This window comes from Streptomyces sp. NPDC058464, from assembly GCF_042721035.1.
Lineage (GTDB): Bacteria > Actinomycetota > Actinomycetes > Streptomycetales > Streptomycetaceae > Streptomyces.
The window spans coordinates 409,322-426,097 of record NZ_JBHXMA010000001.1; the positions used below are offsets into that span (position 1 = coordinate 409,322).

At 72.7% G+C, this 16,776-nt stretch carries 17 protein-coding genes; 9 read left to right on the forward strand and 8 right to left on the reverse strand.

What is annotated here, in order from left to right; genetic code table 11:
• Positions 1–113: 113 nt before the first annotated feature.
• Together ACFWPQ_RS02235 and ACFWPQ_RS02240 are read left to right on the forward strand one after the other, a co-directional pair.
• Positions 114–1,601, forward strand: coding sequence for a PucR family transcriptional regulator (locus ACFWPQ_RS02235; RefSeq protein ID WP_384029044.1), 1,488 nt, complete (start codon positions 114–116; stop codon positions 1,599–1,601).
• A gap of 126 nt (positions 1,602–1,727) precedes the next feature.
• The gene (locus ACFWPQ_RS02240; protein ID WP_384029046.1) at positions 1,728–2,171 is read left to right on the forward strand and encodes a cupin domain-containing protein; all 444 of its coding nucleotides are present in this window, start codon (positions 1,728–1,730) and stop codon (positions 2,169–2,171) included.
• A 52-nt stretch (positions 2,172–2,223) separates the two neighbouring features.
• On the opposite strand, the gene ACFWPQ_RS02245 is transcribed toward ACFWPQ_RS02240, so the two are convergent.
• Positions 2,224–3,486: an SGNH/GDSL hydrolase family protein gene (locus ACFWPQ_RS02245; protein ID WP_384029325.1), complete on the reverse strand. Its 1,263-nt coding sequence runs from the start codon at positions 3,484–3,486 to the stop codon at positions 2,224–2,226.
• 441 nt (positions 3,487–3,927) lie between these two features.
• Here ACFWPQ_RS02245 and ACFWPQ_RS02250 point away from each other — a divergent pair, with 441 nt between their 5' ends.
• Complete coding sequence (locus tag ACFWPQ_RS02250) at positions 3,928–4,722, forward strand: pectate lyase (RefSeq protein WP_384029048.1); 795 nt, start codon at positions 3,928–3,930, stop codon at positions 4,720–4,722.
• A 72-nt stretch (positions 4,723–4,794) separates the two neighbouring features.
• Here the strand turns inward: ACFWPQ_RS02250 and ACFWPQ_RS02255 are convergent, their stop codons facing one another.
• The 3 genes from ACFWPQ_RS02255 to ACFWPQ_RS02265 all read right to left on the reverse strand — a co-directional run bounded on the left by ACFWPQ_RS02255 (position 4,795) and on the right by ACFWPQ_RS02265 (position 7,069).
• Positions 4,795–5,274, reverse strand: a complete 480-nt coding sequence (locus tag ACFWPQ_RS02255) for a hypothetical protein (RefSeq protein WP_384029050.1) — start codon at positions 5,272–5,274, stop codon at positions 4,795–4,797.
• Positions 5,275–5,522: 248 nt separating this feature from the next.
• Positions 5,523–6,344 (reverse strand): MerR family transcriptional regulator, encoded by an 822-nt coding sequence (locus tag ACFWPQ_RS02260; protein WP_384029052.1) that lies wholly within the window; start codon positions 6,342–6,344, stop codon positions 5,523–5,525.
• Positions 6,345–6,499: 155 nt separating this feature from the next.
• On the reverse strand, positions 6,500–7,069 hold the full coding sequence (locus ACFWPQ_RS02265; protein ID WP_384029054.1) for an HXXEE domain-containing protein: 570 nt from the start codon (positions 7,067–7,069) through the stop codon (positions 6,500–6,502).
• Between the two features lie 209 nt (positions 7,070–7,278).
• Between ACFWPQ_RS02265 and ACFWPQ_RS02270 the strand changes: the two genes are divergently transcribed.
• Positions 7,279–8,070: a GNAT family N-acetyltransferase gene (locus ACFWPQ_RS02270; RefSeq protein ID WP_384029056.1), complete on the forward strand. Its 792-nt coding sequence runs from the start codon at positions 7,279–7,281 to the stop codon at positions 8,068–8,070.
• Positions 8,067–8,291 carry a translation initiation factor IF-1 gene (infA, locus tag ACFWPQ_RS02275; RefSeq protein WP_361281801.1) on the forward strand — a complete coding sequence of 75 codons (225 nt, stop codon included), beginning with the start codon at positions 8,067–8,069 and terminating at the stop codon, positions 8,289–8,291. The genes ACFWPQ_RS02270 and infA overlap by 4 nt, the downstream gene beginning before the upstream one ends.
• 81 nt (positions 8,292–8,372) lie before the next feature.
• Here infA and ACFWPQ_RS02280 read toward each other — a convergent pair whose 3' ends face one another.
• From ACFWPQ_RS02280 to ACFWPQ_RS02290, 3 genes are all read right to left on the reverse strand, one after another.
• Positions 8,373–8,525 carry a hypothetical protein gene (locus tag ACFWPQ_RS02280; RefSeq protein WP_384029058.1) on the reverse strand — a complete coding sequence of 51 codons (153 nt, stop codon included), beginning with the start codon at positions 8,523–8,525 and terminating at the stop codon, positions 8,373–8,375.
• Positions 8,526–8,562: 37 nt separating this feature from the next.
• Complete coding sequence (locus ACFWPQ_RS02285) at positions 8,563–8,979, reverse strand: ester cyclase (protein ID WP_384029060.1); 417 nt, start codon at positions 8,977–8,979, stop codon at positions 8,563–8,565.
• Between the two features lie 266 nt (positions 8,980–9,245).
• Positions 9,246–10,007, reverse strand: a complete 762-nt coding sequence (locus ACFWPQ_RS02290) for a PaaX family transcriptional regulator C-terminal domain-containing protein (RefSeq protein ID WP_384029062.1) — start codon at positions 10,005–10,007, stop codon at positions 9,246–9,248.
• A 72-nt stretch (positions 10,008–10,079) separates the two neighbouring features.
• Between ACFWPQ_RS02290 and ACFWPQ_RS02295 the strand changes: the two genes are divergently transcribed.
• Together ACFWPQ_RS02295 and ACFWPQ_RS02300 are read left to right on the forward strand one after the other, a co-directional pair.
• Positions 10,080–11,741 carry a DNA alkylation response protein gene (locus ACFWPQ_RS02295; protein WP_384029064.1) on the forward strand — a complete coding sequence of 554 codons (1,662 nt, stop codon included), beginning with the start codon at positions 10,080–10,082 and terminating at the stop codon, positions 11,739–11,741.
• Positions 11,742–11,869: 128 nt separating this feature from the next.
• Positions 11,870–13,849, forward strand: coding sequence for a HEAT repeat domain-containing protein (locus ACFWPQ_RS02300; RefSeq protein WP_384029066.1), 1,980 nt, complete (start codon positions 11,870–11,872; stop codon positions 13,847–13,849).
• Positions 13,850–14,023: 174 nt separating this feature from the next.
• Here the strand turns inward: ACFWPQ_RS02300 and ACFWPQ_RS02305 are convergent, their stop codons facing one another.
• Positions 14,024–14,617, reverse strand: coding sequence for a hypothetical protein (locus ACFWPQ_RS02305; RefSeq protein ID WP_384029068.1), 594 nt, complete (start codon positions 14,615–14,617; stop codon positions 14,024–14,026).
• 271 nt (positions 14,618–14,888) lie between these two features.
• On the opposite strand from ACFWPQ_RS02305, the gene ACFWPQ_RS02310 reads away from it, so the two are divergent.
• Both ACFWPQ_RS02310 and ACFWPQ_RS02315 read left to right on the forward strand, forming a co-directional pair.
• Positions 14,889–15,974 (forward strand): WD40/YVTN/BNR-like repeat-containing protein, encoded by a 1,086-nt coding sequence (locus tag ACFWPQ_RS02310; RefSeq protein ID WP_384029070.1) that lies wholly within the window; start codon positions 14,889–14,891, stop codon positions 15,972–15,974.
• 117 nt (positions 15,975–16,091) lie between these two features.
• On the forward strand, positions 16,092–16,769 hold the full coding sequence (locus tag ACFWPQ_RS02315; RefSeq protein WP_384029072.1) for a uracil-DNA glycosylase: 678 nt from the start codon (positions 16,092–16,094) through the stop codon (positions 16,767–16,769).
• Positions 16,770–16,776 lie beyond the last annotated feature (7 nt).

A 16,776-nucleotide genomic window follows, 5' to 3' on the forward strand; every position in this document is an offset into this window, starting at 1 on the left:
TGGGCGGACCCTGGACCGGAGCTGGTGGTTCCGGTAGCGGGGGGATGCCTCAGTGTGCGGACGGCCGGCCGACAGGGTCAATTGTTGACGGCACGAAGAACTACAGTGGTCTTGTGTCCGACCACAAAGTGACTCCACGTTCCGTCCTCACCGTCGGTGACCTGCTGTCCTTCCCGGCGTTGCAGATGCGACTGCTCGCGGGCGGCGGCGGCCTGGGCCGTACGGTCTCCTGGGCGCACGTCAGCGAGCTGGAGGACCCCACCCCCTGGCTCCAGGGCTCGGAGGTGATCATGACCGTGGGCCTGGCCGTGCCCCGCGGCGGCGAGGCGCAGCGGCGCTATCTGGAGCGGCTCGACGACGCGGGCGTCGCGGCGCTGGTGCTCAGCACCCAGCTGCGGACCCCGGCGCTGCGGCAGGCGTTCCTCGCCGCGGCCGAGGAGCGCGGTTTCCCGGTCCTCGAAGTGCCGCTCACGGTTCCCTTCGTCACCATCGCCCAGGAGGTCGCGGCCGCGGTCAGCGAGAAGTCCGCCGAACGGCTCGGCGCCCAGCTCCAGGTCTTCGGCGCGCTGCGGTGGATGGCCGAGGAGAACCTGGACATCCCCGCGCTCTTCGACCGTCTGGAGCAGCTCAGCGGGTACCGCATCTTCCTGTGCACCCCCCAGGGACGCCCGCTGCTGCCCGGCGTCGCGGCGCCCGAGGACCTCTCGGTGCTGCCGGCGGACCCGGACGCCCCGCCGACCGTGCCCGGCGGCTTCGTGCTGCCCGTCCTCGGCCCGGGCGGCGCGGCCGGTTACCTGGTCGCGCTGGAACAGGCCGGCGCCCGGCCGGCCGGGCTGGCCGTCGTCCAGCACCTGGCCACCGTCGCCGCCCTGCGGCTCGCGATGGTGCGCCAGGAACGCGAGGTCCTGCGGCGCGAGGGCGCGGAGACCCTCGCGGAGATGCTCCAGGACACCCTGGACCCGGCCGGCGCCCAGCGCCGGCTGGCCCACCACGGCCTCGACACCCAGCGGCCGGTCGTCCTCGCGGTGCTCCGGCGCGCCCAGGACGAGCAGCTGGACGGTGCGCTCTCGGACCACCCGCACCTGACCCTGCGCCATGGCGAGGACCGGCTGGTGCTGGCCGAACCCGGGTTCACCGAGGCGCTGGCCGACCTGCCGGGCGCGGTGTGCGGGGTGAGCCGTCCCTTCGCCGTCGGCGAGCCCCTGCGGGTCGCCCGGCAGGAGGCGGAGTGGGCGGCCGGACGCGCCGAGGAGGCGGGCAAGCCGCTCCTCCACTACGGCGAGGACGCCACCGGGCGCTGGCTGCCCGAGGACCGGCGGCTGCTGTCGGCGCTGGTCGAGCAGGTGCTCGGCGAGGCCCTGCGCTACGACGCGGCGCACGGGTCGCAGCTGCTGGTCTCCGTCCGCACCTGGATGGAACGCGACCGTCGCACCGAGGACGCCGCCGCGGCCCTCCACATCCACCCCAACACCCTCGCCTACCGGCTGCGCCGCTTCGGCGAGGTGACCGGCCGGGACCTGTCGACGACCGCCGCCTTCACCGAGGTCTGGTTCGCCGTGCGCGCGGCCACCGAGCTCGGCGTGGCGGTCGCGGGGCCGTAGCGGGCGCCCGCGTCACGGGGGTCCGCCGCGACACGTCGCCGCCCGCCGGTTGCGAAGGCAACGGTCGCGAGCCCGTCCGACGTAGAGTCGATCACGCTCGGCACCGGACGAGGAAGGGACGGCTCAGTGTCGGAGAACCCACAGCACACGCACCCCGGCGACGACCCGGACGCCCCGAGCTGGACCCGGGCGGTGAAGATGCTCCAGGAAGCCGCTCCGATCACCGTCCCCGAGGGCGCCTCGGCGATGACCATCCATGTCGGGTGGGAGCCCGGCGATCCCGGAACCCCGCCGCACCGTCACTCCGGCCCGGCCTTCGGCTACGTCCTCAAGGGCGCGGTCCGCTTCGAGCTGGAAGGCGAGCCCGAGCGGATCGTCGAGGCGGGCGGCACGTTCTGGGAGCCGGGCGGGGACGTCATCCACTACCAGGACGGCAATGCCCTCCCCGACGCGAGGACCGAGTTCGTGGTCACCATGATGTGCGCGCCGGGCAGGCCCATGCTCGAACTGGTCGAGGAGGACGAGCTCAGGTCCCGCGCCCACCTGCGCGCCCCGCGGCTTGTCGGCTGACCCCTCTCGGACGCCCGTACCGTCCCGCGGTTCTCCACCCGGACCGGGCCCGCTACGAGGTGCGGAACAGCCGCGTGGGCACCGCCGCCGCCAGCGCCCCGTACCCGGTCGGGTTGAGGTGCAGCCAGTCCCCCACCTGGAGGTCCGCACGCAGTCGGCCCGGATCGGCCGGGTCCCGTACCACCCGGTCGAAGTCGATCACCGCGTCGAAGTGCCCCGGCCCCCGGATCCAGGCGTTGACGCGCTGCCGGGCCGCCTCCCGCACCCCGGCGCCGTCGTCGTAGGCGTTGCCGCCGAAGGGCAGCAGGGTGGCGCCGTAGACGCGGATGCCCTGGGCGTGGGCGCGGACGACGATCTGCCGGTAGGCGGCGATCAGGTCGTCGGCGACGGCCTGCTGGGCCTGCGGGGTGGCGGCGGCGGTGCCGATGTCGTTGACACCCTCGAAGACGATCAGCCAGGACACCCCGCTGCGGGCGAGGACGTCGCGGTCGAGCCGGGCCAGGACGTTGGGGCCGAGGCCGTCGTCGAGGACCCGGTTGCCGCCGGCCGCCTGGTTGAGGACGGCGATGTCCGAGGTGGCGGCCCGGGACTGCAGGCCGTCGAAGAACTGGTCGGGCCAGCGGTCGTTGCCGTTGGTCGTGGACCCCCGGCCGTCGGTGAGGGAGTCACCGAGGACGGCCACGGCCCGGGTCGCGGCGGGTGCGAGGACCTCGACGTCGCTGAGGAGGTACCAGTGGTCGACCGCGGTCGCACCGGTCAGATCCGGGTCCTGCGTGTGGTCGCCACCGACGAGGTACGACGTGGTGCGCGATCCCGGGTGCGAGGTGAGCGCCAGATCGGGCTGGCCCTGCGCGGTGTACGCCGTGACCGTGAGATCGGACCCCGCGACCAGGTCGAAGTCCACGGGATCGGAGACGACCTGGGCCCCGACGGGTACGACGGTCGCGGCCCGCCCGGAGAACGTCACCCGGTGCAGGCTGCCGGGAACGATCGCGGCGACCCCCGCCTTTCCGCCCGCCGGCAGCGCCACGGTCACCGAGGTGAGCGGGAGCGCGGTGTCGCCGTAGGCGTTGGAGAAGCGCAACCGCAGCCGGTGGGCGCCGACGGTCACCCGCACGGTCTGGCGCAGGGTGGTGTCGGCCAGGACCGACCTCTCCCCCGTGTAGGGCGCGGGCGGCAGATTGCCGGGCTCGGTGAGCTGGGGCATCCCGGTCCAGGTGTTCACCCAGTGGCTGCCCTGGCGGGCGACCGAGGCGACCCGGCCGGGACCACGGACCAGTGCGGTGACGGCCGTGACGGTCACCACCAGGGCCAGGGCGAGGACACAGACGCTGAGGACCGTGGCGAGCGGCGCTCCGCCGGACTGCGGGACGGGCCCAGAGGCGGAGCCGGGTGCGGGTACGGACCTGGAGCCGGGCGTGGGAGGCACGTCGTTGTCCCTTTCTGATCACGGCTCGGTGCGGCGTCGTGCGGGGAACTCCCGGCATGGTGGCATGCACACAACCATCCATGGAAGCGCTCCCACGCCACTTCGCGGAAACGCCGGGGCAACCGGAACGAATACTGCGCGAACCGTTGACCAGAAAGCGCTTTCCCCCTACGTTCCGTTCAGCACCCTGACCGGCGCCTGCCAATGGCCTCTCATTCGTCCAGGTGCCACCACATGGCGTTCCACACCATGAACACAAGTCATCCACCTGCACATCCGGCGGAACGCCGCCACAGGACCCCCCACTCGAGAGAAGGCATACGGGACATGACTTCACGAGCACGGAGCAGTGTGCGCGCACTGCTGGGCGGGACGGCCGCCCTGGGACTCTCGCTTGGCATGCTCATGCTCACCGGAACCTCGGCGGAGGCCGCCACCTGGCCGACCGCCAGCGGCAGCCAGGCCGTCACCGCGACGATCAAGCTGTCGGGTACGAAGGACTACGGGATGCTGCGCCTGTACGGCAGCGGTGACCTGGGCAGCGGCGGACAGAGCGAGGACCAGGATCCGATCCTCGATCTGGCGGCCGGCACCGTCCTGAAGAACGTCATCATCGGCGCGCCCGCCGCGGACGGCATCCACTGCGAGGGCAGTTGCACCCTGCAGAACGTGTGGTGGGAGGATGTCGGCGAGGACGCGGCGACCTTCCGCGGCTCCTCGTCGTCCAACGTGTACACCGTCTCCGGCGGCGGCGCGAAGGAGGCCAGCGACAAGGTGTTCCAGTTCAACGGCGCCGGGACACTGAACGTGTCCAACTTCGCGGTACAGAACTTCGGCAAGCTGGTCCGCTCGTGCGGCAACTGCTCGACGCAGTACAAGCGCACCATCAACCTCAACACCATCGAGGCGACGTACAAGGGCAGCGCGCTGGTCGGAATCAACACCAACTACGGCGACAGCGCGACGCTGAAGAACATCACGATCGTCGGGGACAGCAGCAAGAAGATCGTGCCCTGCCAGAAGTACATCGGCAACAACACCGGCGCGGAACCACCGACCAACGGGAGCGGGCCGGACGGCACGTACTGCAAGTACGCGAGCTCGGACATCACTTACAAGTGAGCCGGGGCGGTGGGGCCGCCGCATCCCACCGGGCGACGGCGGCCCCACCGGCACCCTCGGGGACGGCTGCGGTCACTCGATCCCGAGGGGCCCGATGCCCAGATCCTCGCGCATGAGGCGGCGCATCCGCGCCATGGCCGCACGCCGCACCCCTACGAGGCGCGCCTCCTCAGCCGAGCCCACCGCCACGCCCCGGGCGTAGGCGTCGCGTATCGCGCGCACGCCGTGGAACGCCTCGTTCCCCGCCGCTACGACCTGCGGCATGCCCACGAGCCAGAGGCGTTCGCTCGCCGTGTAGAGGCCGGACCCACGGACCGCCTCCCGCACGGCCGCGTCACGCACCGAATCCGACATGTGATCCCCCAGGGCGACGGCCCGCATCTCTTCGCCTGCCGCTTTGAGGGCGGACGCGAACTCCGTGTACACCTCGCGCCGTACTTCCAACGCATGCCTGAGCTCCTCGCGCCGCCACCGGTTGCGGTCGGCGATCAGAGTGGCCGCGATGCCGATCACGGCACCGGTCAGCGTGGAGAGAAGCGACATCCAGTCCATGTGCGGCAGCTTGTCCCAACCGGCGCACCGGCACCAGTAGCTCTCGCGGCGGAGGCGGTTGGCGCCTGATGCGCGGCAACGAGTTGGTCGGCACCCTCGCGGTCTACGAGGTGGACATGCCCGCCTTTCTCTCTCCGGCTCGTTCTCCTGCCGGTCGCCGGAGGCGATCCCGTCGACCGCTTCCTCCTGCGGATCTCCGGCGACCGGGCCAGGCAGAGACACTGAGCGGGCGGCTCGGGCGCGCCCGATCAGGCCCGGGTCACCGGTGCCTGCAGCTCCGTCACCCACTCGTCACGGTTCTCGGGGCACTCCAGATTGACCTCGCGGGGGTATCCGTTCGACCGGTAGCCGTTGGCATCGGTCCAGCGGGCCAGGGTCTGGGCGGTGGGCAGCACGGTGTCCATCGAACCGCGGTGCACGATGGTCGCCGCCTGCTCCAGGGACGGCAGGTCCAGGACGCGGAAGGCGCCGTCCTGAAGAGGCGCGGAGACCTGCACGGCGGCGTGGACACTGATCCTGCCGCCGCCCTCCGGAGCGTCCTCGTAGTACGCGACACCGGGACCCGTGGCGGCGATACCCGCCGTTTCCAGGTGCCGGAACAGTTCGTCGTAGAGCGGCCCGATGACCGGGCCGATGTCCTCGGGCCCGAAGCTCGCGGCGGTCGCGGTCAGTTCCGCCACCCGGACCGTGGGGACGCTCTTGATGACAACGTCGTTCGTGGGCATGTGGCCCTCGCTCTCGATCGCTCGGAGCCTCGCCTCGACCTGGACCAGCCGCGCTCCCGCGGCGGCCACGGCGGTCTCCAGTTCTGCCCGCCGCAACCGCAGCATGCCGCGCAGTTCCTCGGCGCCGACCTTCTCGTCCACGATGTCCAGGACCTGCTGAAGAGTGAATCCGAGGTCCTTGAGCGCGATGATCCGGTTGAGGCGGGCGAGTTGGGCAGCGGTGTAGTAGCGGTAGCCGCTGGCAGGGTCGACGTGGGCCGGGCGCAGCAGGCCGGTCGCGTCGTAGTGACGCAGCATCCGGACCGAGACGCGGCCGTGCCGGGCGAAGTCTCCGATGGTGAACATGATGTCTCCGAGCTGACCGCCTGACACGGTGTGAGGGTCAAGAAGCTACTCGGCGGCGGAGGAACACCGAGAACGTGGGCCTTCGCCGGCACAGCTACCGGCCGTCCCCGTCGGGCGAATCCCCAAGTGAGTGATCAGGTCCCGTGAGTGAGCGATCAGGTCCCGTCGCTGTACGCCCCTCGGCGCAGAAGCCGTCGCGCCACCGTGTGCGTTCCGGCCGTGGCCGCCGCCGCCAGCGCGAGCCCCTGCAGCAGTTCACGTGGACGTGCGGGTCGTAGGACACCTGCTCGCCGCAGTCGGCCGCGAGCCCACAGGGCGAAGGGGATGACCACCAACGGTGAAGTGACCGCACCGGGCGTGTATCCACGGACGGTGGCGGCCTGGGCCAGATGCACCAGGGCGTGCAGCCCGAACCCGTTGAGAGCCCCTTGATAGAAGCCTGAGCGTCCACCCGTGCGGTGCCCGGAGGCCGCAGCGGTGGCCATCACCACGGCCATCCCGGCGACGGCGGTGGCGAACTCCCGCCCGTCCACGGACTCCAGCCTCAGCCACACTCGTTCCGGCACCCGCGGAAAACGCTGCCGCAGCCCGGGCACTCGCCCGCGTGCCCAGCCGGGCACCGTGGCCACTTCCTCCAGGTCGTGCACCGCCCACGCGGCCAGCAACCCGAAGGTCACGCCGACCCCGACCCCTGCACCGTCATCGCCCACCCCGTGTCCACTCATGAACAAGAAGTCTGGCAGCACGCAAAAGGATTTGAGCGAGGCCGCGACCCGCTGTTAGCTTCGTGGCGGACCGTGAAGTCGTCGTGTGGAGGTGAGCCCCGTGAACGCAGTTACCCGTGGGTGCTCCCTCAACCCGTCACGGTCCGGCGGCTGACGTCCGGTGTCGCCAGGAGCGCCTGAGATCGAGGCACTCCTGGAGGGAGACTCCGATGGACACGAAGCCTTTCACATCCGGCCTGAGCGAGAACGCGGTACTGGTCACGCGCGTCGCGGACAGGCAATGGCATGCGCTGGACGACGACCTGGTGGTCGGCCGCGGGCATGCGCAACACCGGCCAGACGGACGCCTGTTCGTCAGCATCGACGCCTGGCACGACGCCGCCTTCGACCGGCTCGCCGAGGCGATGCTGGCGGAGCTGCCGGCGCCGCTGTACACGGTGGTCGACGAGGCCGACGCCGAGCTGACGGCCGGCTGGCGGCGGGCCGGTTTCACGATCCGGCGCCGCGAGTGGGAGTACGTCGTGCCGACCGACCCGCGGGTCACCGGGCTCGAAGAAGTCCTACCGCCCGCGGGCGTGACGATCGTGCCCGCCGGCCAGGCGGACGAGAGTCTGCTGCGGGCGGTGGACCGCGCGATCCGTGACGAGGTCGAGGCCACCGTCGGGTGGCATTCGATGCCCGCGGAGGTGATTCCCTGCCGCGAGGGCGACACCGTCGTCGACCCGTCGAAGTACGCGGTGGCGGCGGCACCCGACCGCTACCTTGGGCTGATCCGGGTGGTGACGGTGAAGCGGCCGCGCATCGGGCTGCTCGCGGTCCGGGCCGGCGAACAGCGCCGCGGTATCGCACGGGCGCTGCTGGCCCACGCGCTGGGGACGCTGCACCGCTCCGGGTGCACCACGGCCTGGACCGAGGTCCAGGAGTCCAACCAGGCGGCCTCGGCGCTGTTCGAGGGCATCGGCGCCCGGCCGACGAGCAGCAACCTGGAGCTGGTTCGATGACGAGGAACAAGAACGTCATCGAAGTCGAGGGCAAGGTCGTCGAGTGCCTGCGCAGCGCCATGTTCACCGTGGAGCTCGAGAACGGCCACCAGGTGCTCGCGCACATCAGCGGGAAGATCCGCAAGAACTACATCAGGATCATGCTGGAGGACCGGGTGCTGGTGGAGCTCCCGCCGTACGACCTGACACGCGGCAGGATCGTGTTCCGGTACCGGAACTAGCGGCGGCCGGCACCTCGCGCGGTAGCTGAACCCGGGGCTGGACAGGGCCGGGTGGTCGGGTTTCCGGCCATCCGGCTCAGGTCAGCAGTCCGGCACCAGTAGCCGGTAGCCGACGTCGACGGTGTCGAGTGCCATCGGGTCGGCGTGCCTGTGGTGCCGACGGCCGGTCGCGAGGTCGTCGGCGAGCGCTGCCAGGCCGGGAGCGAGGACGTCTTCCCCGGTCTCGGCGAGCATGGAGATTCCGGCACGCAACGCGCAAGGCCTCGCCGGGTCACACCTCGACGAGGCCGAGCTGGCGCAGCATGCCGAGTTCGTCGCTGCTCCCCCAGCGTTCGACGAGTTTGCCGTCGCTGTCGAAGCGGCTGATCTGCATGCCTCGGTAGCTCACCTTCCTGCCGGTCGCCGGTCGCCCCCTCAGCGGTCCCAGGTGCGTCCCGGAGATGACATAGGCGAACGCCAACTCGTCGTCGGTGGCGACCAGGTGCTCCACCTGGAGGTCCAGGTCGGGAAAGGCTGTCCGCAACTCGCCGAACATGGTCTTGTACCCGCCGGGCCCGGGCGTCTGCCCCGGCGCGGGATCATGGTCCGTCGAGTTGGTCGCGACGATCTCGTCGAGGGCATCGAGGTCGCCGGCGACGACGGCCTCTCCGAAAGCGGTCTGTGCGGCGATGTTCGTCTGCTGAGCCATGCGCAACTCCCGGAGCTTCCGGGCCCCTGGCCTGTCCGTAGGCCACGAAGCCCACTCACACGGTGTTTCGACCGTACACCGGTCACACATCCCCAGCATGTCTGCGCGGCGGCCCTTCGCCGCAGGACGTCGGCGCAAGTCTTATGCGCAAGTCTTATGCGCAGGTCTTCGGCGCAGGTCTTCGGCGCAGGTCTTCGTGGCGCGGCGCCGGACGTCGTCGGCCGGCTGCGCAGGCGCCGTAGGGAGTGTCCCGTGTCCCGGCCGGGTCAGTCGGGATACGGGATACCCGCGGGGCCGCCCATCTCCGCCCGGTAGCCGGCGTACGCGGCGCGCAGTTCGTCGCCCGGCCAGTCGGTGGGCAGGAGTTCCGGGGGCAGGACCGGGTCGGTCAGCAGGTGGCGAACCGCTGCCGCGTAGACCGTGAAGAGGTCGGCGGGGAGGCGGGATGCGGCCGCCCGGGTCAGGAGGGCACGGGAGGTGGCGGACCAGGTGGCCAACGGCCAGAGGGCGGCGGCCAGTTCGGGCGCGGGACGGTCGGGGCGGGCCGTGTAGGACTGGGCGATGTCCGCCAGGTCCGCGGGGAGCGGCCGCGCGAGGTTCGCCGGGCGGAGCCAGACGCCCTCGCGGAGTTCGGCCAGGCGGAGGGAGGTCAGGCGGGTGCGCAGGTCGGCTCGTGCGGCGGGGCCGCGGCCCGTGGCCGTGACGACCACCATCTCCCAGTCGCCCCGCCAGGCGCGCGTGCGGGGCCGTACCGCCTCGTCCTGGCGGTGCTGGCGGGCCAGCAGCCGGTCGCTGAGGCCGTAGACGGCGTCGTCGGTGCGGCGCAGGTCACCGGCCGCCGTCATACGGCTGAGCGCGGCACGGAGCGTGGAGCCGCCGACGCCGAAGGGCTCGACGAACCGGATCAGGTCCTTCACCGGCAGCTCCGGCGGATGCGTGCCCAGCAGCAGGCTCAGCACGACCGACCGGGCGGACAGGGGTCGCAGGTCGACGTCGGCGGGCTCGGCGGACACGTCGTTCATGCGCATGGTCACGTACTGTACGTGCGGCGCGATATTGCAGTATTGCTGCGGTCGCGGAAATACTGCAACACTGGAGTCATGGACTCGACCGTCGCGCCTCCGCAGCCGCAGTACGCCACTCACGACGTCACCAACCAGCCGCCGCCGCTAGCCCCGTACGACGCCTCCGACGACCCGGCCCTGATCGAGGGGCTGCGCCGGGAGGGGGCGGAGTGGGCCGAGGAGGGGATCCGGCGGCTCGGCGTGCGGGCCGGGAGCGCGGAGGCGCAGGAGTGGGGCGAACTGGCCAACCGGCACGAGCCGGAGCTGCGCACCCACGACCGGTACGGCAACCGGGTCGACGAGGTCGACTTCCACCCCAGCTGGCACCACCTGATGCGGGCGGCGGTGGAGGAGGGGCTGGCCGGGACCGCCTGGGCGGACGACCGGGCGGGGGCACACGTCGCGCGGACGGCGGGCGGGCTGGTGTGGGGGCACACCGAGTCCGGACACGGCTGTCCCACGTCGATGACGTACGCGGCCGTCCCGGCGCTGCGCGCCCAGCCCGAGCTGGCCAAGGTGTACGAACCGCTGCTGACCAGCCGCGCGTACGAGCCGGGGCTGCGCGTGCCGACCGAGAAGCCGGGGCTGCTCGCGGGGATGGGCATGACCGAGAAGCAGGGCGGTTCGGACGTACGGACGAACACGACGGCGGCCACGCCCACCGCCGAGCCGGGCGTCTACACCCTGCGCGGGCACAAGTGGTTCACCTCGGCTCCGATGTGCGATGTCTTCCTTGTGCTGGCCCAGGCGCCGGGCGGCCTGTCCTGCTTCCTGGTGCCGCGCGTGCTGCCCGACGGCAGCCGCAACGCGTTCCGCATCCAGCGTCTGAAGGACAAGCTCGGCAACCGCTCCAACGCGTCCTCCGAGCCGGAGTTCGACGGAACGGTGGCCTGGCTGGTCGGGCCCGAGGGGCGCGGGGTGAAGACCATCATCGAGATGGTCAACTGCACCCGGCTGGACTGCGTGATGAACTCGGCGACCCTGATGCGCAAGACACTCGTCGAGGCGGGCCACCATGTGCGGCATCGCAGCGCGTTCGGTGCCCGGCTCGTCGACCAGCCGCTGATGCGCAACGTGCTGGCCGACCTGGCCCTGGAGTCGGAGGCCGCGACCACGCTCACCCTGCGGCTTGCGGGGGCGGCGGACCGCGCGGTGCGCGGGGACGAGCAGGAGCGGGCCTTCCGGCGGATCGCCACCGCCGTCGGCAAGTACTGGGTCACCAAGCGTGGTCCGGCCTTCACCGCGGAGGCCCTGGAGTGCCTGGGCGGCAACGGCTACGTCGAGGACTCGGGCATGCCCCGGCACTACCGCGAGGCCCCGCTGCTGTCGATCTGGGAGGGCTCGGGGAACGTCAACGCGCTCGACGTGCTGCGGGCGCTGTCCCGCGAACCCGGCGCCGCCGACGCCCTGTTCGGCGAACTCGCGCACGCGCGCGGGGCGGACACCCGGCTGGACGCCGCCGTGACCCGGCTGAAGAACGAATTGGCCGAGACCGACCAGGTGGGGGCGCGCCGGCTGGTCGAGCGGATGGCGCTGGCGCTGCAGGCCTCACTGCTGGTGCGGTACGCCCCGGCCGCCGTGGCGGACGCCTTCTGCGCGACCCGGCTCGGCGGCGACTGGGGGCACGCGTTCGGCACCCTGCCCGCCGGCGCCGGGTTCGACGCGATCCTGGAGCGGGCCCTGCCTGACCGGAACTGACCCCCTCACAGCGGGTCTTCGGCCGGTGACCGCCGACGGATCGCACACAGTCGTCGTCCGATTCCGCATCGTTGTCAGTGCTGTGGTGCAGACTCCGGATCAGGTGGTACTCGCCTGGGGAGGACAACGTGTTCACGGGGATCGACGAGGTCGACTGGGCGTCGCTACGGCACGCGTACGGCAGCGCTGCGGACGTGCCCGGTCTGCTGCGCGGGCTGGCCTCGGCGGACGCGGCCGAACGGGAGGCCGCGCTCGAGGGGATGTACGGCTCGGTGCACCACCAGGGGAACGTGTACGACTCGACGCTCGCCTGCGTCCCGTTCCTCTTCGCGCTCGCCTCCCGTACGGAGGTGCAGGACCGGGGCGCCATAGTGGAGCTGCTGGTCAGCATCGGCGCGGAGAGCGCCGGTCCACGGGCCCGGGCCGCCGTCCGCGCCGGCGCCGGGGCGTTCGTGCCACTGGCCGACGACCCGTGCCCCGCGGTACGCCGGGCGGCGGCCGGGGCGCTGGTCCGGTTCCTCGACGAACCGGACCTGGTGCTGCCGCTGTTACGGCGCCGGATGGCGGTCGAGCGTGACGAGCAGGTGCTGCTCGCCCTCACCGAGGCCCTCGGGCTGTTCGTACGGCGCTGTCCTGCCCACGCGACCGCGGCGGTGGACCTGCTGGCCGCGCAGAGCGGGCCGCCGTACGCCCCGGGGACGCGGCTGGCCGCCCTCGGGCAGCTGGGCCTCGGCGCACCGGAGCGGCTGCCCGCCGACCTGGTGCCGACCGCGGTCCGGCTGCTCAGGGAGCGGTCCGAGCGAGGGACGGCCGGACCGGACCGGGTGGACGCGGACTCCCTGGTCGGCCGGATACGGCGGCTGCGGCCGTCCGACGAGGAGGGTTCCTACCTGCTGCGCACCCTGCACCGGGCGCTGGACGACCGGGTGACGGACCGGATCGCCCTGCTCGTCGGCCAGTTGAGCAGCCCGGACCCGATGGACCGGTGCAACGCGGTGTGGATGTCGGCCGGACTGTTCCGGGAGTGGCGGGCGGACTTCTCGTCGCCCGTCGCGCTGATCGGCAGGCAACTGGGCCGCGAGCAGGACCAGTTGCGGGACGCGGCCGTCTCGGTGCTCACGGACTTGTTCGGGCTGGCCGCGCCCGCCGCGGACGAGCTGCACGCGCTGGTGACCGTGCGGCCCGACCTGTGGGTGCACACCTGGGAGCGCGGCAGACCTTCGTTGGGCGGTCCGCTGAAGGCGCTGGCCAGAAGCGGCGATCCGCGTGCGGTGCCGGCCCTGGCCCAGTTGCTGGCGAGACCGGTGGTGCCCGGTGGGCTGGGCTTCGAGATCGTGCATCTGGGCCCGGCGGCCGCCCCGCTCGGGCCCGCGCTGCGGCACCGGCTCGGCCAGGTCGACCTGGGCTCGCCCGAGGCCGCCGAGTCGGCCGCTCCGCTGCTGGCGGCCGTCACCGCCCTCAGGGACCCGGCGGCGGTGCCGGAGGTGCTGCGGCTGCTGCGCGGGGCACCGGACGGGCTGGGGGCCCGGGAGGCCCTCGTGGGGCAGGCGGTACGGGCGCTCGACGCCCTGGGCGCGGCGGCCCGGGCGGCGGCGCCGGTCCTGCGGGGGCTCCTGGACACCCGGCACGCGGCCGTGGCGGCGGGGGCCCTGTGGTCGGCGGAGGGGGACGTGGACGCCGTACTGCCCGTGCTGCTGCGGGAGCTGACGCACGGCCGTGGCCGCAGCGCGCGGACGGCGGCCGGGCAGCTGGGGCGGCTGGGGGCGGGCGCCCGCGACGCACTGCCCGCGTTGCGCCGGCTGGCCGGGTCCGACCGGGTGTGGGAACGCACGGCGGCCGCCGAGGCGTTGTGGCGGATCGACGGGGATCCGGAACCCGTGCTGCCGGTGTTCCGGACCGCCTGGTCGGAGAATCCGTACACGCGGGACGCGATCGCCGAGTGCCTGGCCGGGATGGGCCCGGCGAGCGCCCCGCTGCATGACCTGGTGACGGCCGAACTCACCGGCGCCCGGCGGCACATGGCACGGCCGGGTGGGTACGGCAGCCACGACATCGCCCAGGACGAGCGGCTGCTCGCCAACTGCCGCAGGACGCTGGCGGGTCGGTGACCGGTGACCGGGCCACAGGGTGCCGGCGAGCCGGTGACCGGTGGCCGGGCCGCAAGGCACTGGCGAGTCAGTGACCAGTGGCCGGGCCGCGGGCGCCGCCGGGTCGGCGACCGGATGCCGGCCGCCGGGCGCGGCCGGGTCAGGGGCCGTCCGCCGGGCCGCCGGGTGCGGGTGTCAGCCGGTCATCCGGCCCCACTGCGGTCCGAGCCGTGCCCATTCCGCGTCCCAGCGGTCCATCCGCCGCCGCTCCAGCCGGCCGCGCACGGCGAGGCCGACGACGAACGGGACGGCGGCCGCGCTCAGCCCGACCAGGCCGCCGATCAGCGCGGAGCGGAAGTGGGCCTCCGCGGCGCCGGCCGGCCGGGTGACGAGGTTCCCCCGGAGGTCCGTCCACACGGTGACCGGGGTACCGGCCTTGCTGCCGGCCGGGACCCGCGCCTGGCCGGTGTGCGCGGAGCCGTCGGCGACGGTCCACCCCACTCTCGCCCAGACCCGTTCCCCGGCGGAGGTGTCGGACTCCGGTCCCGCCGTTCCGGGGGCCCTCTCCACGACATGGGCGACGACCGGGTGCCATTCGACGCGTTCGCGGGCCAGGCCGTCCTCGAGCGACCGGGCCGACGCGAGCCCGGCGAGCACCCCGGCCAGCAGGGTGAGCAGCCAGGCGCCGAGCAGCACCCAGGCCTCCATCGTGTCGGCGCGGCGCTTCAGCGGGTTGCGCCGCCAGCGCCACAGCCAGACCTTCGGACCACGGAACGCCTTCAAAGGCATCCTCCTCACGCGCGCACGGACAGCCCGGACCGCCCTCCCATACGGGAGCGGCCGCCCCGTTGCTCACGGCGAACTCCGAGTCGACGGTCGCACGACCGGCCCCGCTCGCGCAGGCGTCTTCCGGAACGCGTTCCGCCGTCTCGTTCGACCGGCCGACACGACGTCTCCGACCTGCGGCGCCGTGATCCCGAGGGTGACTGTCAGTGGCAGGGTGCAGACTGGCCGGTGTCTGAAAACAGGCGGTGACAAAGGCGTCATGGAGGTGGTCGGCATGACCGAGGTACTGCTCGCCGTGGGGACCCGCAAGGGTCTGTTCCTCGGGAGGCGGCGAGGCACCGGCTGGGAGTTCGACGAGAGTCCCTACTTCAACGCGCAGGCGATCTACTCGGTGGCCATCGACACCCGGGGCGAGCGGCCGCGGCTCCTGGCGGGCGGCGACAGCGCGCACTGGGGTCCTTCGGTGTTCCACTCCGACGACCTGGGCCGCACCTGGACCGAGCCGGCCCGGCCCGCCGTGAGGTTCCCCAAGGACACCGGCGCCTCGCTGGAGCGGGTGTGGCAGCTGCACCCGGCCGCCGCCGAGCCGGACGTCGTCTACGCGGGCACCGAACCGGCCGCGCTGTACCGGTCGGAGGACCGCGGGGAGAGCTTCGATCTGGTCCGGCCGCTGTGGGAGCACCCGACGCGCGACAGGTGGGTGCCGGGCGGCGGCGGTGAGGGCCTGCACACCGTCGTCACCGACCGGCGCGACCCGAAGGCAGTGACGGTCGCCGTCTCGACCGCCGGTGTCTTCCGCACCGGCGACGGCGGCGCCAGCTGGACACCGTCCAACTCAGGTGTCTCCGCGGTGTTCCTGCCGGACCCCGACCCGGAGTTCGGCCAGTGCGTGCACAAGATCGCCCAGGACGCGGTCAATCCGGACCGGCTGTATCTGCAGAACCACTGGGGGGTGTACCGGAGCGACGACGCCGGGGCGCACTGGACCGACATCGGCGAGGGGCTGCCGTCCACGTTCGGTTTCGCGGCGGCCGCCCATCCGCACCGCGCGGAGACGGCCTACGTCTTCCCGATCAACGCGGACGCGGACCGGGTGCCCGCCCAGCACCGCTGCCGGGTCTTCCGCACGGCCGACGGGGGCCGGACCTGGGATCCGCTGTCGGCGGGGCTGCCGCCGGAGGACCACTACGGCACGGTGCTGCGCGACGCGCTCTGCACGGACGACGGGGATCCGGCCGGGGTGTACTTCGGCAACCGCAACGGCGAGGTGTTCGCCTCGGCCGACGACGGCGACAGCTGGCGCCAGTTGGCCGCCCATCTGCCGGACGTGCTGTGCGTGCGGGCGGCGGTCGTCGCCTGAGCCCGGGGCACTGGAAGGAGGGGGGTTTCTGTCATCCGTGTCGACGGTCCGGTCATCCCCGGTCGTCCCGAGACCTCGGCTTGATCACCGACCCGTGTACGGCAGTAGGGTGACGCCGTGGCACCACGACCCTTGCATGAAATCGTCGAACCGGGCTGGGCCGAGGCCCTGGAACCAGTCGCCGGGAGGATCGCCGCGATGGGCGACTTCCTGCGCGCGGAGATCGCCGCGGGGCGCACCTACCTGCCGGCGGGCCCGAACGTCCTGCGGGCCTTCCAGCAGCCCTTCGACGACGTCCGCGTCCTGATCGTCGGCCAGGACCCGTACCCCACCCCGGGGCACGCGGTGGGGCTGTCGTTCTCGGTCGCGCCCGAGGTACGCCCGCTGCCGGGGAGCCTGATCAACATCTACCGGGAGCTCAACACCGACCTGGGCCTGCCCCAGCCGTCCAACGGCGACCTCACCCCCTGGACCCAGCAGGGCGTCCTGCTGCTCAACAGGGCGCTCACCACGGCCCCGCGCAGCCCGGCCGCACACCGGGGCAAGGGCTGGGAGGAGGTCACCGAGCAGGCGATACGGGCGCTGGCCGGCCGCGGCAAGCCGCTGGTGTCCATCCTGTGGGGCCGCGACGCCCGCAATCTGCGCCCCCTGCTCGGCCAGTTGCCGGCGGTGGAGTCCGCGCATCCCTCGCCCATGTCGGCGGACCGCGGCTTCTTCGGCTCCCGCCCGTTCAGCCGCGCCAACGACCTGCTGGTCCAGCAGGGGGGACAGCCGGTGGACTGGCGCCTGCCGTGACCGACGG